Raw genomic sequence first — 15,004 nt, forward strand, 5'->3', positions numbered from 1 at the left:
CACTCCTAAAAGTGATTTGGAATGACTGTATTAGACCGCCCTGACATGTCGGGCAAATGTGTCACTATGTGCCAGTGTGTCTATGTACAGGGCCAGATACATGGAGACACAAATCTCCGCTACACTTCGGCTATAAAACTGACAACAGCATTAATCTGGAATCTAAATGGCCGAACATATCCTGATCGTCGACGACGACCGTGAAATCCGCGAACTGCTCGCAAACTACCTTTCCCGCAATGGCATGACCGCTTCCACCGCCGCCAACGGCAAGCAAATGTGGACGGAACTGGAACAAGGTCCGGTGGACCTGATCGTGCTGGACGTGATGATGCCCGGCGAAGACGGCCTCCAGCTATGCCGCGAACTGCGTGGCGGCAAATGGCGTACCGTGCCGGTGCTGATGCTGACGGCGCTGAGCGAAGAGACCGAGCGCGTTATCGGCCTCGAAATGGGCGCTGATGATTATCTGGGCAAACCATTCTCGACGCGCGAGCTGCTGGCCCGCATTCGGGCCGTGCTGCGCCGCTCGCGCATGCTGCCGCAAGGCCGTTCGCCGGTCGAAACCACGCCGATGCTGGTGTTTGGCGACTGGAAGCTGGATACCACCGGCCGCCATCTGCTGGATGAGCAAGGCACCATGGTGGCGCTAAGCGGCGCCGAATACCGCCTGCTGCGCGTATTCCTCGACCATCCGCAGCGCGTGTTGACGCGCGACCAGCTGCTGAACCTGACCCAGGGCCGCGACGCGGAACAGTTCGACCGCTCCATCGACCTGCTGGTCAGCCGCCTGCGCCAGCGCCTGCGCGACGACGCGCGCGAGCCGCGCTACATCAAGACCTTGCGTAACGAAGGCTATATCTTCTCGTCCGCGGTGCAGACCGAGGGAGAAGAGGAATGAAGCGGCTCATGCCGCGCACCCTGTTCGGTCAGCTGGCTGCGATTCTGTTTGCCGGCCTGATTGCCGCCCACGCGCTGGCTTTTTACGTCATCGTGAGCGAGCGCACGGCGGCGACCAAGGGTGTGATGCTGAATTTCATGGAACAGGACGTGGCCAGTTCGGTGGCACTGCTGGACCGCCTGCCCGCCGCGGAACGCGAGTCCTGGCTACCCAAACTTGAGCGCCGCACTTACAGTTTCATTCTTGGTCCGGGTGAAGAAGGGATGCGGCCGACCGCGCCGATTTCCATGCTGCTGCTCACTTCTCTGGAAGAGGTCATCGGCAAGAATTATCCTCTCACAGCCAGCGCCTTGCCGGGTCCACGTGAGCACCTGCAAGTACATATGCACCTGCGCGACGGCTCGCCGGTGACGCTGGATATCCTGCCGCGCGGCTGGCCAATGGCCCCGTGGCTGCTGCCGGCCCTGATTGGCCAACTGCTGATTCTGGGCACGATCTGCTGGCTATGCGTGCGCCAGGCAACGCGTCCGCTGACGGACATGGCGCGCGCCGCAAACGCCGTCGGCCCCGATCTGCAGCCGAAGCGCATGGCGGAAGGCGGCCCGGAAGAAGTGGCACGCGCCGCCAGCGCCTTCAACGCCATGCAGGACCGCGTGAAAAGCTATATGACGGAGCGCATGCAGATCCTGGCGTCCGTTTCGCACGATCTGCAAACGCCAATCACGCGTATGCGTCTGCGCACGGAGCTGATGGATGCGGACCCTGAACAGCGCGACATCATCCTGCGCGACCTGCAGCAGATGGAAGAAATGGTACGCGAAGGCGTGACCTATGCACGCTCAGCGCAGGGCGGCAATGAAGCGCCGCGCAGCCTGGATCTGGACGCTTTCCTCGATAGCCTGGTATTCGATTATCAGGACTTGAACAAGGAAGTCAGCTTGCATGGCGCGATCAGCACGCCCGTCACGACGCGGCCCCTGGCGCTGCGCCGGGTGCTGGGCAATCTGATCGATAACGCCATCAAATACGGCGGCAGCGCCGAAGTGCATGCATCGATGACCCCACACGGCCGCGCCGAAATCCGCGTACTCGATCGCGGTCCCGGCATTCCGGAAGAGCTGTTGCAAGCCGTGTTCGAGCCGTTCTATCGTGTGGAAGGGTCGCGCAGCCGCGAGACTGGCGGCACGGGTCTGGGCCTGGCCATCGCACAGCAGTTGGCGAAAGCCCTCGGCGCCACCCTCACGCTGCAAAACCGCGAAGGCGGCGGACTGGAGGCACGTCTTACGCTGGGAGTTGAGGCCGCACAGGACTGAGGTGCAAGGCTTCCATCAGCTGTGCCAGGTGGCCTGCGTTGTCGCGCATGGTCACCGATGCCTCGCTGGCCTGCTGTACCAGCGAAGCGTTTTCCTGCGTGGCCTTGTCCATTGCGGTCATCACCTGATGCACCCGCTCGATGCCATCCGTCTGCACACGGCTGGCGTCTGAAATTCCGCTCATCAGATTCGCCACGCGCTGCACGGCATCGACCAATTGCTGCATGGTGCGGCCCGTGTCGTCCACCAGCTTGCCGCCGGCTTCCACCTTGGCCACGGAGTCGTTGATCAGGTCCTTGATTTCCTTTGCCGCTGCCGCACTGCGCTGCGCCAGATTCCGCACTTCGCTGGCAACCACGGCGAATCCACGGCCTTGCTCACCAGCGCGCGCCGCTTCCACCGCAGCATTCAGCGCCAGGATATTGGTCTGGAACGCGATGCCGTCGATGACCGAAATAATCTCCACGATGCGGCGCGAGCTGTCGCGGATGGCGCCCATGGTATCGACTACTTTCGACACCATGCCGCCGCCTTCGACTGCTACAGTGGACGCATCAAGCACCAGTTCATTTGCTGCGTGAGCATCGTCCGCATTCTGGCGTACTGTGCGCGCCAACTGGTCGATCGTGCCCACTGTTTCGACCAGGCTGGCGGCCTGCGTTTCGGTACGCTGCGACAGGTCGCTACTGCCGCTGGAAATTTCGTGTGCGGCCGCCGTGATGGCGCGAATGCCGGCGTGGGCCTGTTCGACCGTGCGGCGCATGCCGTCAAAACTGCTCTGCAGCGCGTGACGGCTGCGGGCTTCATTGGTGGCCTTGCGGTCCAGCGTGATGGCCAGCGCAACCAGGGCCGCGGCCTCGATCACCACATACACGGCGTGGACGATGATGACGGCAAGCGATGGCTTGCTGAGGCACATGGCGCCGTAGCCCATTTCCTGCAGCTGATTGAAGAGCAGGTGGTGTAGCGCTATCACGGCGGCGGAGGCAATGATCACCCGCCAGTCCTGGTAATACACCAGCAGGGCCAGCAAAACAAAAATGCCGAAGTGGAGCTCGATCATGCCCATGGATTGCTGAATGTGCAGGGCACAAAACACCATGGCCGCCGCGCCGACGGCCATTCGCGTAGCGAGCGCGTGCGGCATCATGAAAATCATCAAAGTGGGTAGCAGGGCGGCGGGCAAGCCTACCAGCAGGGCCGCAGTCCAGGTGTCGTGCCAGGACGCCAGCGCCATTCCCAGCAGAAAGAGCAGCCACAGTACGGGCAGAAAATAGCGGTTCACTTTGGATATGTGTTGCTCGCGGAGCGAAGCTACCAGGTCCATGCAGGCCTCAGAAGATTGTAAAAGAGCAATATTAATGTCACAAGAGTTCACAATTGTCCACTGTGAGTGTATTTTCCGTGCGACACTATTTCACAGTTTAAAGATAGAATGCTGATCTCTTAATAGTGTCAAAAGGATCAGATGATTTACCGCATCACCGCGCTGGCGTTTGCCTTGCTGGCGCATGGCGTGAGCCTGGCTTCCCCATCCTGTCCCCAATATTTTGTCGACGGGCGTTCTCCCCAAATCGTCAACGAAAAGCTGGCGCGCGAAACGCAAACCCTGTGTTTCCGTTCCTTCGGCCTGATGCACTCCGGCCTGACCCGCACGCCGCTGTGGTCGGCCGAGCATCTGACGCCGGACCAGCTGAGCGCGGCGCAGGAGCTATCGCGCGAGAACAGCTTCCATTCCGAGCAGCAGTTGCCGTCGTCGCAGCGCGCCGAGCTTGCCGATTACGCGCGCAGCGGTTTCGATCGCGGCCATATGGCGCCAAACGGCGATATGCCGGACCGCACCAGCCAGCACGAAAGCTTTTCGCTTGCGAATATGGTGCCGCAGGATGCCGACAATAATCGCCATGTGTGGGCGTCGATCGAGCAGGCCGTGCGCAAGATGGCCAAACGCGAAGGCGGCCTTTATGTGATTACCGGCCCGGCGTTTATCGGACGCGAACTGCGCAAGGTGGGCAATGTGCTGGTGCCGAGCCATTTATACAAAGTGGTGTTCAGCCCGCGCCAGAATGCGGCCGCCGCTTATTTCATTGCCAATGAGCCGGACGCGCGTTATCAGACCATCAGCGTGGCCGAACTGGAAGGCAAACTTGGTATCAATTTGTTGCCGGCGTTGACAGAACATCAGAAAGAATCGATGCTACGCCTGCCTCGGCCGAAAGGAAAATCATGAAAGAATTCAAACCCTATGCGAACGAAGCGCAGGTGCTGCACATCGGCGGCCTGCAGATTGAAAACCGGCTTGATCGCATCACCATCAGCGGTGATGTCGATCTGACACGCGATGCCGCCGGTCTCGCAAATGCTAATGCTTTGCATGCGCTGTTGAAGCGCGTGGTGGCTGCATTGGAGGCCGCGCCGGACCTGCCCGGACGCTTGCCAGCGCCAGATACAAAAAAGGTCGAAAACCCGTTCGATTAGCTGAATACTTAGTGATAAGATGCTTCCAGGTAACTAATCTTCGACCAGCATCATGACGCTCACCACCGGAAACAACTCGATAGATTCGCTTGTCTACAGCAGCTGGAACTACGATGCACACACTCCGGTGACGCTCACTTACAGCTTCCTGAGCAGCCCGCCGTCAGGCGCCAGTTCGATCGACAGGAATGGCTTCATGTCGATGACCGCCATTCAAAAGCAGGCGGTCGCTACCGCGCTGCAGGTGTGGGCGGATGTCGCCAATGTGAGTTTTCAACAGGTGAGCTCAAGCGGCGAACTGCGTTTCGGAACAAACGACCAGTCTGCGGCGGGCTCTGCTGGCTACGCGTACTTGCCTGAGCCAGGCCGCGACTTTGTGAGCATGTACCTGGATAACACCTATCAGGGCAATACTTACTTTGGTTCGGGTAGCGTGGGCATGAATGACGTGGTGCACGAGATTGGCCATATGCTGGGGCTGAAGCATCCTGGCGACTATGACGCAGGCGGTGCGTCATTGGGTGGCGCGGTTCTGCCCAAGACCTTCGATAACGAAGACTATTCGATCATGTCGTACACCGCGCCAATTGGTGCGCACGTCAACGGCAAGTATCCCGGCTCGCCCATGCTGTACGACATCCAGGCAATTCAATACTTGTACGGCCCTAACATGAGCTATCGAGTGGGTGACGATAGCTATTCGTTTTTCTCAAACTCGGCGCCGCAGTGTATTTGGGATGCCGGCGGAAATAATACCTTCGACTTTTCCAATTGCCTCGATCAGGTCAGCATCAACCTGAATGCAGGCACATTCAGCGAAACCTCGCCGGGTCTTCACAATATTTCGATCGCATACGGCGTCTCAGTTCAGCATGCGATTGCCGGCTCCGGTGGCTCGGTGATGATTGCCAATGACCTGGGTGATGTGCTGACGGGCGGCCCCGGGAATGACCAAATCGAAGTCGGCAAAGGCAACGATGTCATTAATGGCGGCGGAGGTAACGACTCGGTTATTTTCCATCATTCTTTTGACAGCTATGGCGTAGTGCGGCTTGGCGATTCTGTGACTGTGATCGGCGAGGGCATCGACACTTTGCAGGGAATTGAATCTCTGCGATTCAGCGACCAGACGCTGACGCTGGCCGATTTGCCACAGGCAGTTTCCATCACCGGCACGGCAGGTAACGACATCTTGTATGCGCAGACTGGCGATCAAAGAATTGAAGGCGGCGCAGGTATTGACACGCTCGTGCTCAATGGCCCGGAAGGCAATTTCCGCCTCAATCCGGTCTCCGGAGCGGTGGTTATTAATGACGCGCTGGGCGGGATCGATGTGCTGACGGGGGTGGAACGCCTGCAGTTCAGCGATGGCGCCCTGGCATTGGATGTGGATGGAACCGCTGGCCAGTTGTATCGCTTGTACGGCGCCACATTCGACCGTGCGCCGGATGACAGCGGCCTTGGCTACTGGCTGCACGCGGGCGACAGCGGCACCAGTCTGGAGTCGATTGCTTCCGGCTTTACCAATAGCCAGGAATTCATCCTGCGTTACGGCAGCAATCTGAGTGACGCAGGCTACGTCACGCAGCTCTACCACAATGTGCTGCACCGTGACCCGGACGCGCCCGGTTTTGCCGACCATATGTCCCGCTTGGCACACGGCGTGTCGCGCGAGGACGTGCTGCTCGCGTTCTCCGAATCGGTTGAATATATCGCGTCGCTGGTCGGCGTGATGCCGAACAAACTTCCCTACATTCCCTACACTGGCTGATCGGGGCTGATGCGGTTGCGGCCCATGTGTTTGGCGCGATAGAGCGCCGCGTCGGCGGTGGCGATCAGCTGCGAAGGCTCGTTGCTGTTTGAGGCGATGGCCGTTGCAGCGCCGATGCTTACGGTAACGAACTGCTTGTCCGCGCCGAGGTTCGGCAAGCGCAGGGCTTCGACACGGCAGCGGATGCGCTCCGCCACGATGGCGGCGCCTTTCAGCGATTGATTCGGCAGGATCACTGCAAACTCTTCTCCGCCATAGCGTGCCACCAGATCGTTCGCGCGCATTTCGCTCGCCACGGCGGTTGCGATGCGTTTCAGGCATTCGTCGCCGCCCACGTGGCCGTAAGCGTCGTTGTATTGTTTGAAGTTGTCGACGTCGACCATCAGCAGGGACAAGGGCTGCTGCTGGCGCAGGGCTCGCTGCCATTCGGCGTGTAGCGTATCGTCGAAACAGCGGCGGTTGGCGAGGCCGGTGAGGCCGTCGCGTGTGGCGAGTTGTTCCAGCGCGATCTGGGCCTGTTTTTCGTCGGTCATATCGCGCAGGGTTTCGACCACGGCAATCATGCTGCCGTCCGCATCATGGATGGGACTGGCGTCCACTGCAAGGTAGCGGCGGCGTCCGGTACGCGGCATCTCGCACCAGTTTTCTGCGCAGAGATTGTCCTTGCTTTCGCCGTGGATAGCGTGGCTGTCGTAGAGATGGCGGACTTCATCGGTGCGGCCCTGGACCACCAGATCGGCCAGGGTAGGGCGCGGCGCTTCGTAAAAGCAGCGCCAGTGATCGGACGTGCCCAGCACTTCATGGGCCGGAACTCCGGTCAGCCTTTCGCAGGCGCGGTTCCAGATGATGACTTTACAATTTGTGTCGAGAACGAAGGTGGGAATGACCAGTAATTCCATCAGCTTGAAAGCGAATCCATGCTGCTGACCGGCTTGGGAAAATTCCGACAGATGCTGGATTTTGAGGAGTTGGTTCATTTGGCGGCAGCCCCTTTTGTTCGGTGGTGAATTGATTTTGCCCCCTTGCTGCATAGCCACTGTTGATTCAGCGCAAACTGTGTCTGGTTGGAGAAACGGGTATAATAGAAGGTTGCCTCCCGGGCTTTCGGCCCGATTCCTGGAACTATCGTGACATACAGCATCAAAGAGATCTTCTATACCCTGCAGGGCGAAGGCGCCCATGCCGGACGGCCCGCCGTTTTCTGCCGCTTTTCCGGCTGCAATCTGTGGACCGGCCGCGAGAGCGATCGCGCCAGCGCCGTCTGCCAGTTCTGCGACACGGACTTCGTCGGCACCGACGGCGAACGTGGCGGCAAATTCACCACGCCTGAAGCCCTGGCACAGGAGATCGACAGCCTGTGGCCGCAAGGCCATGGCCACAAATACGTGGTGTTCACTGGCGGCGAACCGCTGCTGCAACTGGATGCGCCGCTGATCGACGCCATGCACGCGGCCGGCTTCACCATCGCCATCGAAACCAATGGCACGATCGAGGTGCCGGCCGGCGTGGACTGGATTTGCGTCAGCCCGAAAATGGGTTCGCAGCTGGTGGTCACGAAAGGCAATGAAATCAAGGTCGTCATTCCGCAGAAGGATCAGGAGCTGGCAGCCTACGAAGGCCTGGATTTCGAGCATTTCTTCCTGCAGCCGATGGACGGTCCACTGGCCACCTTCAACACGGAATTGGCGGTCGAAACCTGCAAGCGCAATCCGAAGTGGAATCTGAGCCTGCAAACCCATAAACTTTTGAACATCCCCTGAGCAATGCTGACCATTACCCGCAAGCTGGAATTCGATGCTGGCCATCGTATTCCGGACCACAAGAGCCAGTGCCGCAACTTACACGGCCACCGCTACACGCTGGAAATCACCCTGACCGGCGCCGTGATCGACGTCGAAGGCAATTCCGACAACGGCATGATCATGGACTTCTCCGACGTGAAGACCATCGCCAAGGAAAATCTGGTCGACGTGTGGGATCACGCCTTCCTGGTGTACGAGAAGGACGCCTCCGTCAAGGACTTCCTGGCTTCGCTGCCCGGTCACAAGACCGTTGTGATTGACCGCATTCCAACCGTGGAAAACCTGGCAGCGGTGGCCTGGGACATCCTGAAGGCCGCCTTCAAGGACCGCTACGGCACCGGCCTGCACCTGCACAAGCTGGTGCTGCACGAAACCCCGAACTGCTGGGCTGAGATCACCGATGCCTGATCCGCAGGACTTCATGCGCGAGGCCCTGGCCGAGGCGCAGCGCGCCTGGGATCGGGGTGAAGTGCCGGTGGGCGCTGTCGTGGTGAAGGATGGCGTGGTGATCGGCCGCGGCTTCAACCAGCCGATCGGCAGCCATGATCCCACGGCGCACGCGGAAATTGTCGCGCTGCGCGCCGCGGCCGAAGCGGTGGGCAATTACCGCCTGCCGGGCTGCGAGCTGTATGTAACGCTGGAACCTTGCGTCATGTGCTCGGGCGCCATGATGCACGCGCGCCTGTCCCGTATCGTCTACGGTGCGACGGACCCGAAGACCGGTGCCTGCGGTTCGGTCGTGAATATGTTTGAACAGGAAAAACTCAATCACCATGCGGAGGTTGAGGGAGGCCTGCTGGCCGAAGATTGCGGCAATCTGCTCAAGGCATTCTTTGCCGAGCGCCGTCGTGTGGCAAAACAACAAAGCTGAACCGTGCTCCATGTCACGGTGCTATCCTGTCACTAATGGAGGACAGGGTCGTGGCAACTGCCGAAATAAACGGTATTACCATTAGCTTCGAGGCAAGCGGGAACCCCGGCAACCCTGCGGTGTTGCTGAACATGGGGCTCGGGCTGCAACTCGTTTCCTGGCCGCCTGCCTTCGTCGAAGGCCTGGTAGAAATGGGCTATTACGTGATTCGCTATGATAACCGTGATGCAGGCCTGTCCAGCAAATTCGACCATCTTGGCACGCCGCGCCTGTGGCTGGCCTATCTCAAGACCCTTGCCGGAATCAAGCTCAAAGCCGCCTACACGCTGCACGATATGGCTGCCGACGCCTGTGGCCTGCTGAATTATCTGTGTGTGCCGCGTGCGCACATCATTGGCGTGTCGATGGGCGGCATGGTGTCGCAGATTTTTGCAGCGCGTTATCCGCAACGCACGCTATCCCTCACTTCGATCATGTCGAGCAGCGGCAAGCCCGGATTGCCGGGACCAACGCCGGCGGCGAGGCGCATTCTGCTCACTTCCGCACCGCAGCAAGCGACACGCGAAGAGCTGATTGAAAACATGACCAATACCTTCCGCGTGATCGGCAGTCCTGCCTATCCCATGCCGGAGGATTATGTGCGCGAGATGTGCGGGCGGGCAGTGGACCGCAATGTCCATCCCGACGGTGCTGCGCGCCAGCTGGTGGCGATTGTCGCTTCAGGGGATCGCAGCAAATTGCTGCAAGGTTTGCGCTGTCCGGCCCTGGTGGTGCACGGCACGGAAGATCCGCTGGTGCCGCCCGCCTGCGGCATCGATACCGCGGACCAGATTCCCGATGCGCGGCTTGAGCTGATCGAGGGCATGGGCCATGATCTGCCGCCCCAGTTGATGGGGCGTCTGCTTGCCTTGATCGGCACGCACTTGGAAGGTAAGATGGCAGCGCCTCAGCCATCCCATCCAGACTATCTTGAGCAAGACTAAAATCGGCATCGCCATCGCCGCTCCCGGCGGCTACGCACTGGACGACGCAGCACTCGCGCGCGGCATTGCGCGCCTTGAAGAGCAGGGCGTCCTGGTGCACAACTACTACGACTCCCACAAGAAATTCCAGCGCTTCGCCGGCACCGACGAGGGACGCCTGGCGCAGCTAAATGCCGCCGCCGATGATCCCGACTGCCAGATCGTGGTCGCGCTGCGCGGACAATATGGCATCAGCCGCATCCTGCCGCAGATCGATTTCCGCAAAATGGCCGACAGCGGAAAGCTGTTTATCGGCTACAGCGACATCACGGCTTTCCATATGGGCTTGTACGCAGCCACCGGCAAGATCAGTTTTGCCGGGCCGATGATGTGCGACGATTTTATCCGCGAAGAGCCGGTCGACTACACCTTGCAGCAGTTCTGGGATTGCCTGCGTGGTCCAACGCACAGTGTGCGCGGCACCGCCGAGGGGAATCCGCTGGTCGACGTGCAGGGCACGCTGTGGGGCGGCAATCTGGCCATGGTCAACCACCTGATCGGCACACCGTATTTCCCGCAGATCGAAGGCGGTATTCTGTACCTGGAAGATGTGGGCGAGCATCCATACCGCGTCGAGCGCATGCTGCTGCAATTGCAGATGACGGGTGTGCTGGATCGCCAGAAAGCCATCGTGCTGGGCGATTTCTCCGGTTATCGCCTGGCGCCCACCGACAATGGCTACGATTTCGATGCCATGCTGGCCTTCATCCGCGCCCGTTTGCCGATCCCGGTGCTGACCGGCCTGCCGTTCGGCCACGTCAAGGAGCGCTGCACGCTGCCGTTTGGCGCGCAGGCCCACCTGCGGTCGGATTCGGCCGGTTTCGATTTGACGGTGTCGGGATATCCTGTCCTGGGAGGGTAAAGAGGCGGAACAGGCCGAAAAATGTTACAATGTGAGGTTATCCAATCTGTAACTGAAAAGGCTTTTTCCAGTGCTTTCCACCGCAAATATCACCATGCAGTTCGGCGCCAAGCCGCTGTTTGAGAACATCTCTGTCAAATTCGGCGACGGCAACCGTTATGGCCTGATCGGCGCCAACGGCTGCGGCAAGTCCACCTTCATGAAGATCTTGGGCGGTGATCTGGAACCGTCTGCCGGTAATGTGTCGCTGGATGTCAATGAGCGCATGGGTAAGCTGCGTCAGGACCAGTTCGCGTACGAGGAAATGCGCGTGCTCGACGTGGTCATGATGGGCCACACCGAAATGTGGGCCGCCATCCAGAAGCGCGACGCGATTTACGCGAACCCGGAAGCGACCGACGAAGACTATATGGAAGCGGCCGAACTGGAAGGCAAGGTCGCCGAGTACGACGGCTATACCGCCGAAGCCCGCGCAGGTGAACTGCTGCTGGGTGTGGGCGTTGCCATCGACCTGCACCAGGGCCCGATGAGCGCGGTGGCGCCGGGCTGGAAGCTGCGCGTGCTGCTGGCCCAGGCCCTGTTCTCGAATCCGGACATCCTGCTGCTGGACGAACCGACCAACAACCTGGACATCAACACCATCCGCTGGCTGGAAGACGTGCTGAATCAGCGCAATTCCACCATGATCATCATTTCCCACGATCGCCACTTCCTGAACCAGGTGTGCACCCACGTGGCGGACATGGATTATGGCACGCTGAAGATCTATCCAGGCAATTACGACGACTACATGCTGGCGTCGACCCAGGCCCGTAACCAGCAGCTGGCCAACAACGCCAAGGCGAAAGAGAAGGTCGCCGAGCTGCAGGACTTCGTGCGCCGCTTCTCGGCCAACAAATCCAAGGCCCGCCAGGCGACTTCGCGCGCCAAGATGATCGACAAGATCAAGGTCGAGGACATCAAGCCATCGTCCCGTGCCTATCCGTTCGTGCGTTTCGAAGGCGAGAAGAAGCTGCACCGTCTGGCCGTGGAAGTGGACGGCATCTCCAAGTCCTACGACCGCACCTTGTTCAAGAACTTCAGCATCATGGTTGAAGCGGGCGAGCGCATTGCGATCATCGGCGCCAACGGCGCGGGCAAGACCACCATGCTGCGTTCCATCGTGGGCGACATCGCCAAGCTGCAACCGGATACCGGCATGGTCAAGTGGGCGGAGAACGCCAACGTCGGCTACATGCCGCAGGACCCGACCGAAGATTTCGCCAATGAGCTGAATCTGACGGACTGGATGGGCCAGTGGACCAAGGAAGGCGACGACGATCAGGCCGTGCGCTCCATCCTGGGCCGCCTGCTGTTCGGCGGCGACGAAGTCAAGAAACAGGTGCGCGTCCTGTCAGGTGGCGAAAAAGGTCGTATGATGTACGGCAAGCTGATGCTGGGCCGTCACAACGTCCTGATGCTGGACGAACCGACCAACCACATGGACATGGAATCGATTGAGTCGCTCAACATCGCTCTGGACAAGTATGCCGGCACCCTGATCTTTGTGTCGCATGACCGTGAGTTCGTTTCCTCGCTGGCCAATCGCATTATCGAGATCAAGGAAAATGAAGTCGTCGACTTCCGCGGCAACTACGAAGACTATCTGAAGAGCCAAGGTATCGATTAATGAATGCTGTTGTAATGCCGATCAAAACCGTCGACTACGAGAAGCCGACGGAAGACGGGGCCAGTTGCGTGGCCCATGCGTGGGCGCGCACTCCGGCGCCTGTCGCGGCAGACGAAAAGATTCTGCTCAAGGAGCGTATCCGCACCTTGCTGCGCGAACGCGAAGCCGTGCTGGTTGCCCACTACTACGTGGACGCCGACCTGCAGGATCTGGCGGAGGAGACTGGCGGTTGCGTCTCCGACTCCCTCGAAATGGCGCGCTTCGGCCGCGACCATCCGGCGAAAACGCTGGTGGTGGCGGGCGTGCGCTTCATGGGCGAGACTGCGAAGATCCTCAGCCCGGAAAAGACGATCCTGATGCCGGACCTGGACGCGACCTGCTCGCTGGACCTGGGCTGCCCGGCCGATGAATTCGCGGCCTTCTGCGATCAGCATCCTGACCGCACGGTTGTGGTGTACGCGAACACCAGCGCCGCCGTGAAAGCACGCGCGGACTGGATGGTGACTTCGTCGATCGGTCTGGATATCGTCAAGCACCTGCACGAGCAGGGCAAGAAGATCCTGTGGGCGCCGGATAAGCATCTCGGCTCCTACATCCAGAAGCAGACCGGCGCAGACATGCTGCTGTGGCAGGGTTCCTGCCTCGTTCACGACGAATTCAAGGGCGTGGAACTGGACCTGCTGAAAGAGCAGTACCCGAACGCGAAAGTGCTGGTGCACCCGGAGTCGCCGGCCAATGTGGTCGAACAGGCTGACGTGGTGGGCTCCACTTCGCAGCTGATCGCCGCTGCCGTCAGCCTGCCGGCACAGGAATTCATCGTCGCCACCGACAACGGCATCCTGCACAAAATGCGTCTCGCTGCACCGGGCAAGACCTTCATCGAAGCACCAACCGCCGGCAATAGCGCAACCTGCAAGAGCTGCGCGCACTGCCCGTGGATGGCGATGAACGGCCTGCGCAATCTGGTGGACGTTCTGGAAAACCTGAACAACGAGATCCACGTCGACCCGGCTGTCGGCGTTGAGGCTCAGCGCTCCATCAACCGCATGCTGGATTTCGCGGCCGCGAAGAAGGCGCGTGTGGCACCGGGCGCCGATCTGGCGAAAGAAGCTAAACTGTTTTCGGGAATCGGTCCGGCATGAGTACATTGATCAATCGCTTTGCTCCTTTTGACGATGCTCTCGCAGGCGACTACGAACGCAATCTGCTGGCTGCACTGCTGGAAGACATCGGCACCGGCGATCTGACCGGCACGCTCGTACCGGAAGATGGCCGCGCCGTGGCACGCGTAATCGTCCGCGAAGATGCCGTGCTGTGCGGCGCTCCCTGGTTCGAGGGCGTCATGCATGCGCTGGACGCCGCTATCGGCATCGAATGGCATTACGCGGAAGGCGACCTGATGGCCGCTGATACGCCGGTCTGCACAATCGTTGGCCCGGCGCGCGCAATTCTGACCGCGGAACGCTCGGCGCTGAACTTCCTTCAGCTGCTGTCCGGCGTGGCGTCGGCTACGCGCCGCTATGTGGACGTGATCGCAGGTACCACCGCCGCGATTCTCGATACGCGTAAAACTCTGCCTGGCCTGCGTCTGGCGCAGAAGTATGCAGTGCGCGTTGGCGGCGGCCAGAACCAGCGTCTGGCGCTGTACGACGGGATTCTGATCAAGGAAAACCACATCGCAGCGGCGGGCGGCATCACGGCGGCCCTGGTCGAAGCGAAGAAGGTAGCGAAAGCGGGCGTGTCGATTCAGGTGGAAGTCGAAAGCCTGGCCGAGTTGGAAGAAGCCCTGTCGTCCGGCGCAGAGTCCATCCTGCTCGATAACTTCGATCTGGACGCCATGCGCAAAGCGGTCGAAATCAATGGCGGCCGCGCGCTGCTCGAAGCCTCCGGCGGCGTCAACTTCGACACCGTCCGCGCCATCGCCGAAACCGGCGTTCACCGCATCTCCATCGGCGCCCTGACCAAAGACATCAAGGCCACCGACTTCTCCCTGCGCATCATCGGCTAAGTCGATGTCCCTCAAAGCGCCGCGACTGTCCTGCTCTTACTCAGGCCGTCGCGGTGAACGAGAGGCAGTTGTCTAGCGGCTCTGCCAGAATCAATTAAGCTCGTGAATTATTTGGCTGCGGTGTCTACAGCCGTTGCGGGAGCCGTGGCGGCTTGCGAGTTGGCGAGATTGACTTTGCGAAGCGGAACCGAGACAGATCCCGGATAGTCGAAGCCTGCTCCAGTATTGCGGTCCACGATATAACCGATGCCGCCGCCTAAAAGTATATTGCCCCAAACGGCGCCGTAACGAACCAGTTGCCTGTTAG

At 60.1% G+C, this 15,004-nt stretch carries 15 protein-coding genes; 13 read left to right on the forward strand and 2 right to left on the reverse strand.

The features are described 5' to 3' along the window. The first annotated feature begins 166 nt into the window (after positions 1–166). Both AB4Z19_RS06780 and AB4Z19_RS06785 read left to right on the forward strand, forming a co-directional pair. Positions 167–901, forward strand: coding sequence for a response regulator (locus AB4Z19_RS06780; protein ID WP_442025384.1), 735 nt, complete (start codon positions 167–169; stop codon positions 899–901). Further along, a complete protein-coding gene (locus tag AB4Z19_RS06785; RefSeq protein WP_442034758.1) occupies positions 898–2,214 on the forward strand; it encodes an ATP-binding protein in 1,317 nt (438 codons plus the stop codon). Before AB4Z19_RS06780 ends, AB4Z19_RS06785 begins: the two co-directional genes overlap by 4 nt. Here AB4Z19_RS06785 and AB4Z19_RS06790 read toward each other — a convergent pair. Beyond that, positions 2,183–3,541, reverse strand: a complete 1,359-nt coding sequence (locus tag AB4Z19_RS06790) for a methyl-accepting chemotaxis protein (RefSeq protein WP_442034760.1) — start codon at positions 3,539–3,541, stop codon at positions 2,183–2,185. The two genes, AB4Z19_RS06785 and AB4Z19_RS06790, sit on opposite strands and share 32 nt — an antisense overlap. A gap of 141 nt (positions 3,542–3,682) precedes the next feature. On the opposite strand from AB4Z19_RS06790, the gene AB4Z19_RS06795 reads away from it, so the two are divergent. From AB4Z19_RS06795 to AB4Z19_RS06805, 3 genes are read left to right on the forward strand one after another with little or no spacing between them, the layout of a single operon-like run. Beyond that, complete coding sequence (locus AB4Z19_RS06795) at positions 3,683–4,444, forward strand: DNA/RNA non-specific endonuclease (RefSeq protein WP_442034762.1); 762 nt, start codon at positions 3,683–3,685, stop codon at positions 4,442–4,444. Continuing rightward, positions 4,441–4,692 carry a hypothetical protein gene (locus AB4Z19_RS06800; protein ID WP_442027415.1) on the forward strand — a complete coding sequence of 84 codons (252 nt, stop codon included), beginning with the start codon at positions 4,441–4,443 and terminating at the stop codon, positions 4,690–4,692. The genes AB4Z19_RS06795 and AB4Z19_RS06800 overlap by 4 nt, the downstream gene beginning before the upstream one ends. 52 nt (positions 4,693–4,744) lie before the next feature. Then, complete coding sequence (locus tag AB4Z19_RS06805; RefSeq protein WP_442027414.1) at positions 4,745–6,463, forward strand: DUF4214 domain-containing protein; 1,719 nt, start codon at positions 4,745–4,747, stop codon at positions 6,461–6,463. On the opposite strand, the gene AB4Z19_RS06810 is transcribed toward AB4Z19_RS06805, so the two are convergent. Then, positions 6,451–7,440 (reverse strand): diguanylate cyclase, encoded by a 990-nt coding sequence (locus tag AB4Z19_RS06810; RefSeq protein WP_442027413.1) that lies wholly within the window; start codon positions 7,438–7,440, stop codon positions 6,451–6,453. The genes AB4Z19_RS06805 and AB4Z19_RS06810 overlap by 13 nt on opposite strands. Before the next feature lie 150 nt (positions 7,441–7,590). On the opposite strand from AB4Z19_RS06810, the gene queE reads away from it, so the two are divergent. The 8 genes from queE to nadC all read left to right on the forward strand — a co-directional run bounded on the left by queE (position 7,591) and on the right by nadC (position 14,697). Beyond that, positions 7,591–8,223 carry a 7-carboxy-7-deazaguanine synthase gene (gene queE / locus AB4Z19_RS06815; RefSeq protein ID WP_442027411.1) on the forward strand — a complete coding sequence of 211 codons (633 nt, stop codon included), beginning with the start codon at positions 7,591–7,593 and terminating at the stop codon, positions 8,221–8,223. A 3-nt stretch (positions 8,224–8,226) separates the two neighbouring features. Then, positions 8,227–8,673 carry a 6-carboxytetrahydropterin synthase QueD gene (queD, locus tag AB4Z19_RS06820; RefSeq protein WP_442027410.1) on the forward strand — a complete coding sequence of 149 codons (447 nt, stop codon included), beginning with the start codon at positions 8,227–8,229 and terminating at the stop codon, positions 8,671–8,673. Further along, entirely contained in the window at positions 8,666–9,136 is a 471-nt protein-coding gene (gene tadA, locus AB4Z19_RS06825) for a tRNA adenosine(34) deaminase TadA (protein WP_442027409.1), read from the forward strand. Before queD ends, tadA begins: the two co-directional genes overlap by 8 nt. A gap of 50 nt (positions 9,137–9,186) precedes the next feature. Next, positions 9,187–10,119 (forward strand): alpha/beta fold hydrolase, encoded by a 933-nt coding sequence (locus AB4Z19_RS06830; RefSeq protein ID WP_442034764.1) that lies wholly within the window; start codon positions 9,187–9,189, stop codon positions 10,117–10,119. Beyond that, the gene (gene ldcA, locus AB4Z19_RS06835; protein WP_442027590.1) at positions 10,106–11,020 is read left to right on the forward strand and encodes a muramoyltetrapeptide carboxypeptidase; all 915 of its coding nucleotides are present in this window, start codon (positions 10,106–10,108) and stop codon (positions 11,018–11,020) included. Before AB4Z19_RS06830 ends, ldcA begins: the two co-directional genes overlap by 14 nt. A 70-nt stretch (positions 11,021–11,090) precedes the next feature. Next, a complete protein-coding gene (locus AB4Z19_RS06840) occupies positions 11,091–12,689 on the forward strand; it encodes an ABC-F family ATPase (RefSeq protein ID WP_442027591.1) in 1,599 nt (532 codons plus the stop codon). After that, positions 12,689–13,831: a quinolinate synthase NadA gene (gene nadA / locus AB4Z19_RS06845; protein ID WP_442034766.1), complete on the forward strand. Its 1,143-nt coding sequence runs from the start codon at positions 12,689–12,691 to the stop codon at positions 13,829–13,831. Before AB4Z19_RS06840 ends, nadA begins: the two co-directional genes overlap by 1 nt. Then, positions 13,828–14,697: a carboxylating nicotinate-nucleotide diphosphorylase gene (nadC, locus tag AB4Z19_RS06850; protein WP_442027594.1), complete on the forward strand. Its 870-nt coding sequence runs from the start codon at positions 13,828–13,830 to the stop codon at positions 14,695–14,697. The genes nadA and nadC overlap by 4 nt, the downstream gene beginning before the upstream one ends. The last annotated feature ends 307 nt before the right edge of the window (positions 14,698–15,004 follow it).

It is taken from the genome of Pseudoduganella sp. RAF19 (assembly GCF_052114165.1).
GTDB lineage: Bacteria > Pseudomonadota > Gammaproteobacteria > Burkholderiales > Burkholderiaceae_D > Rugamonas.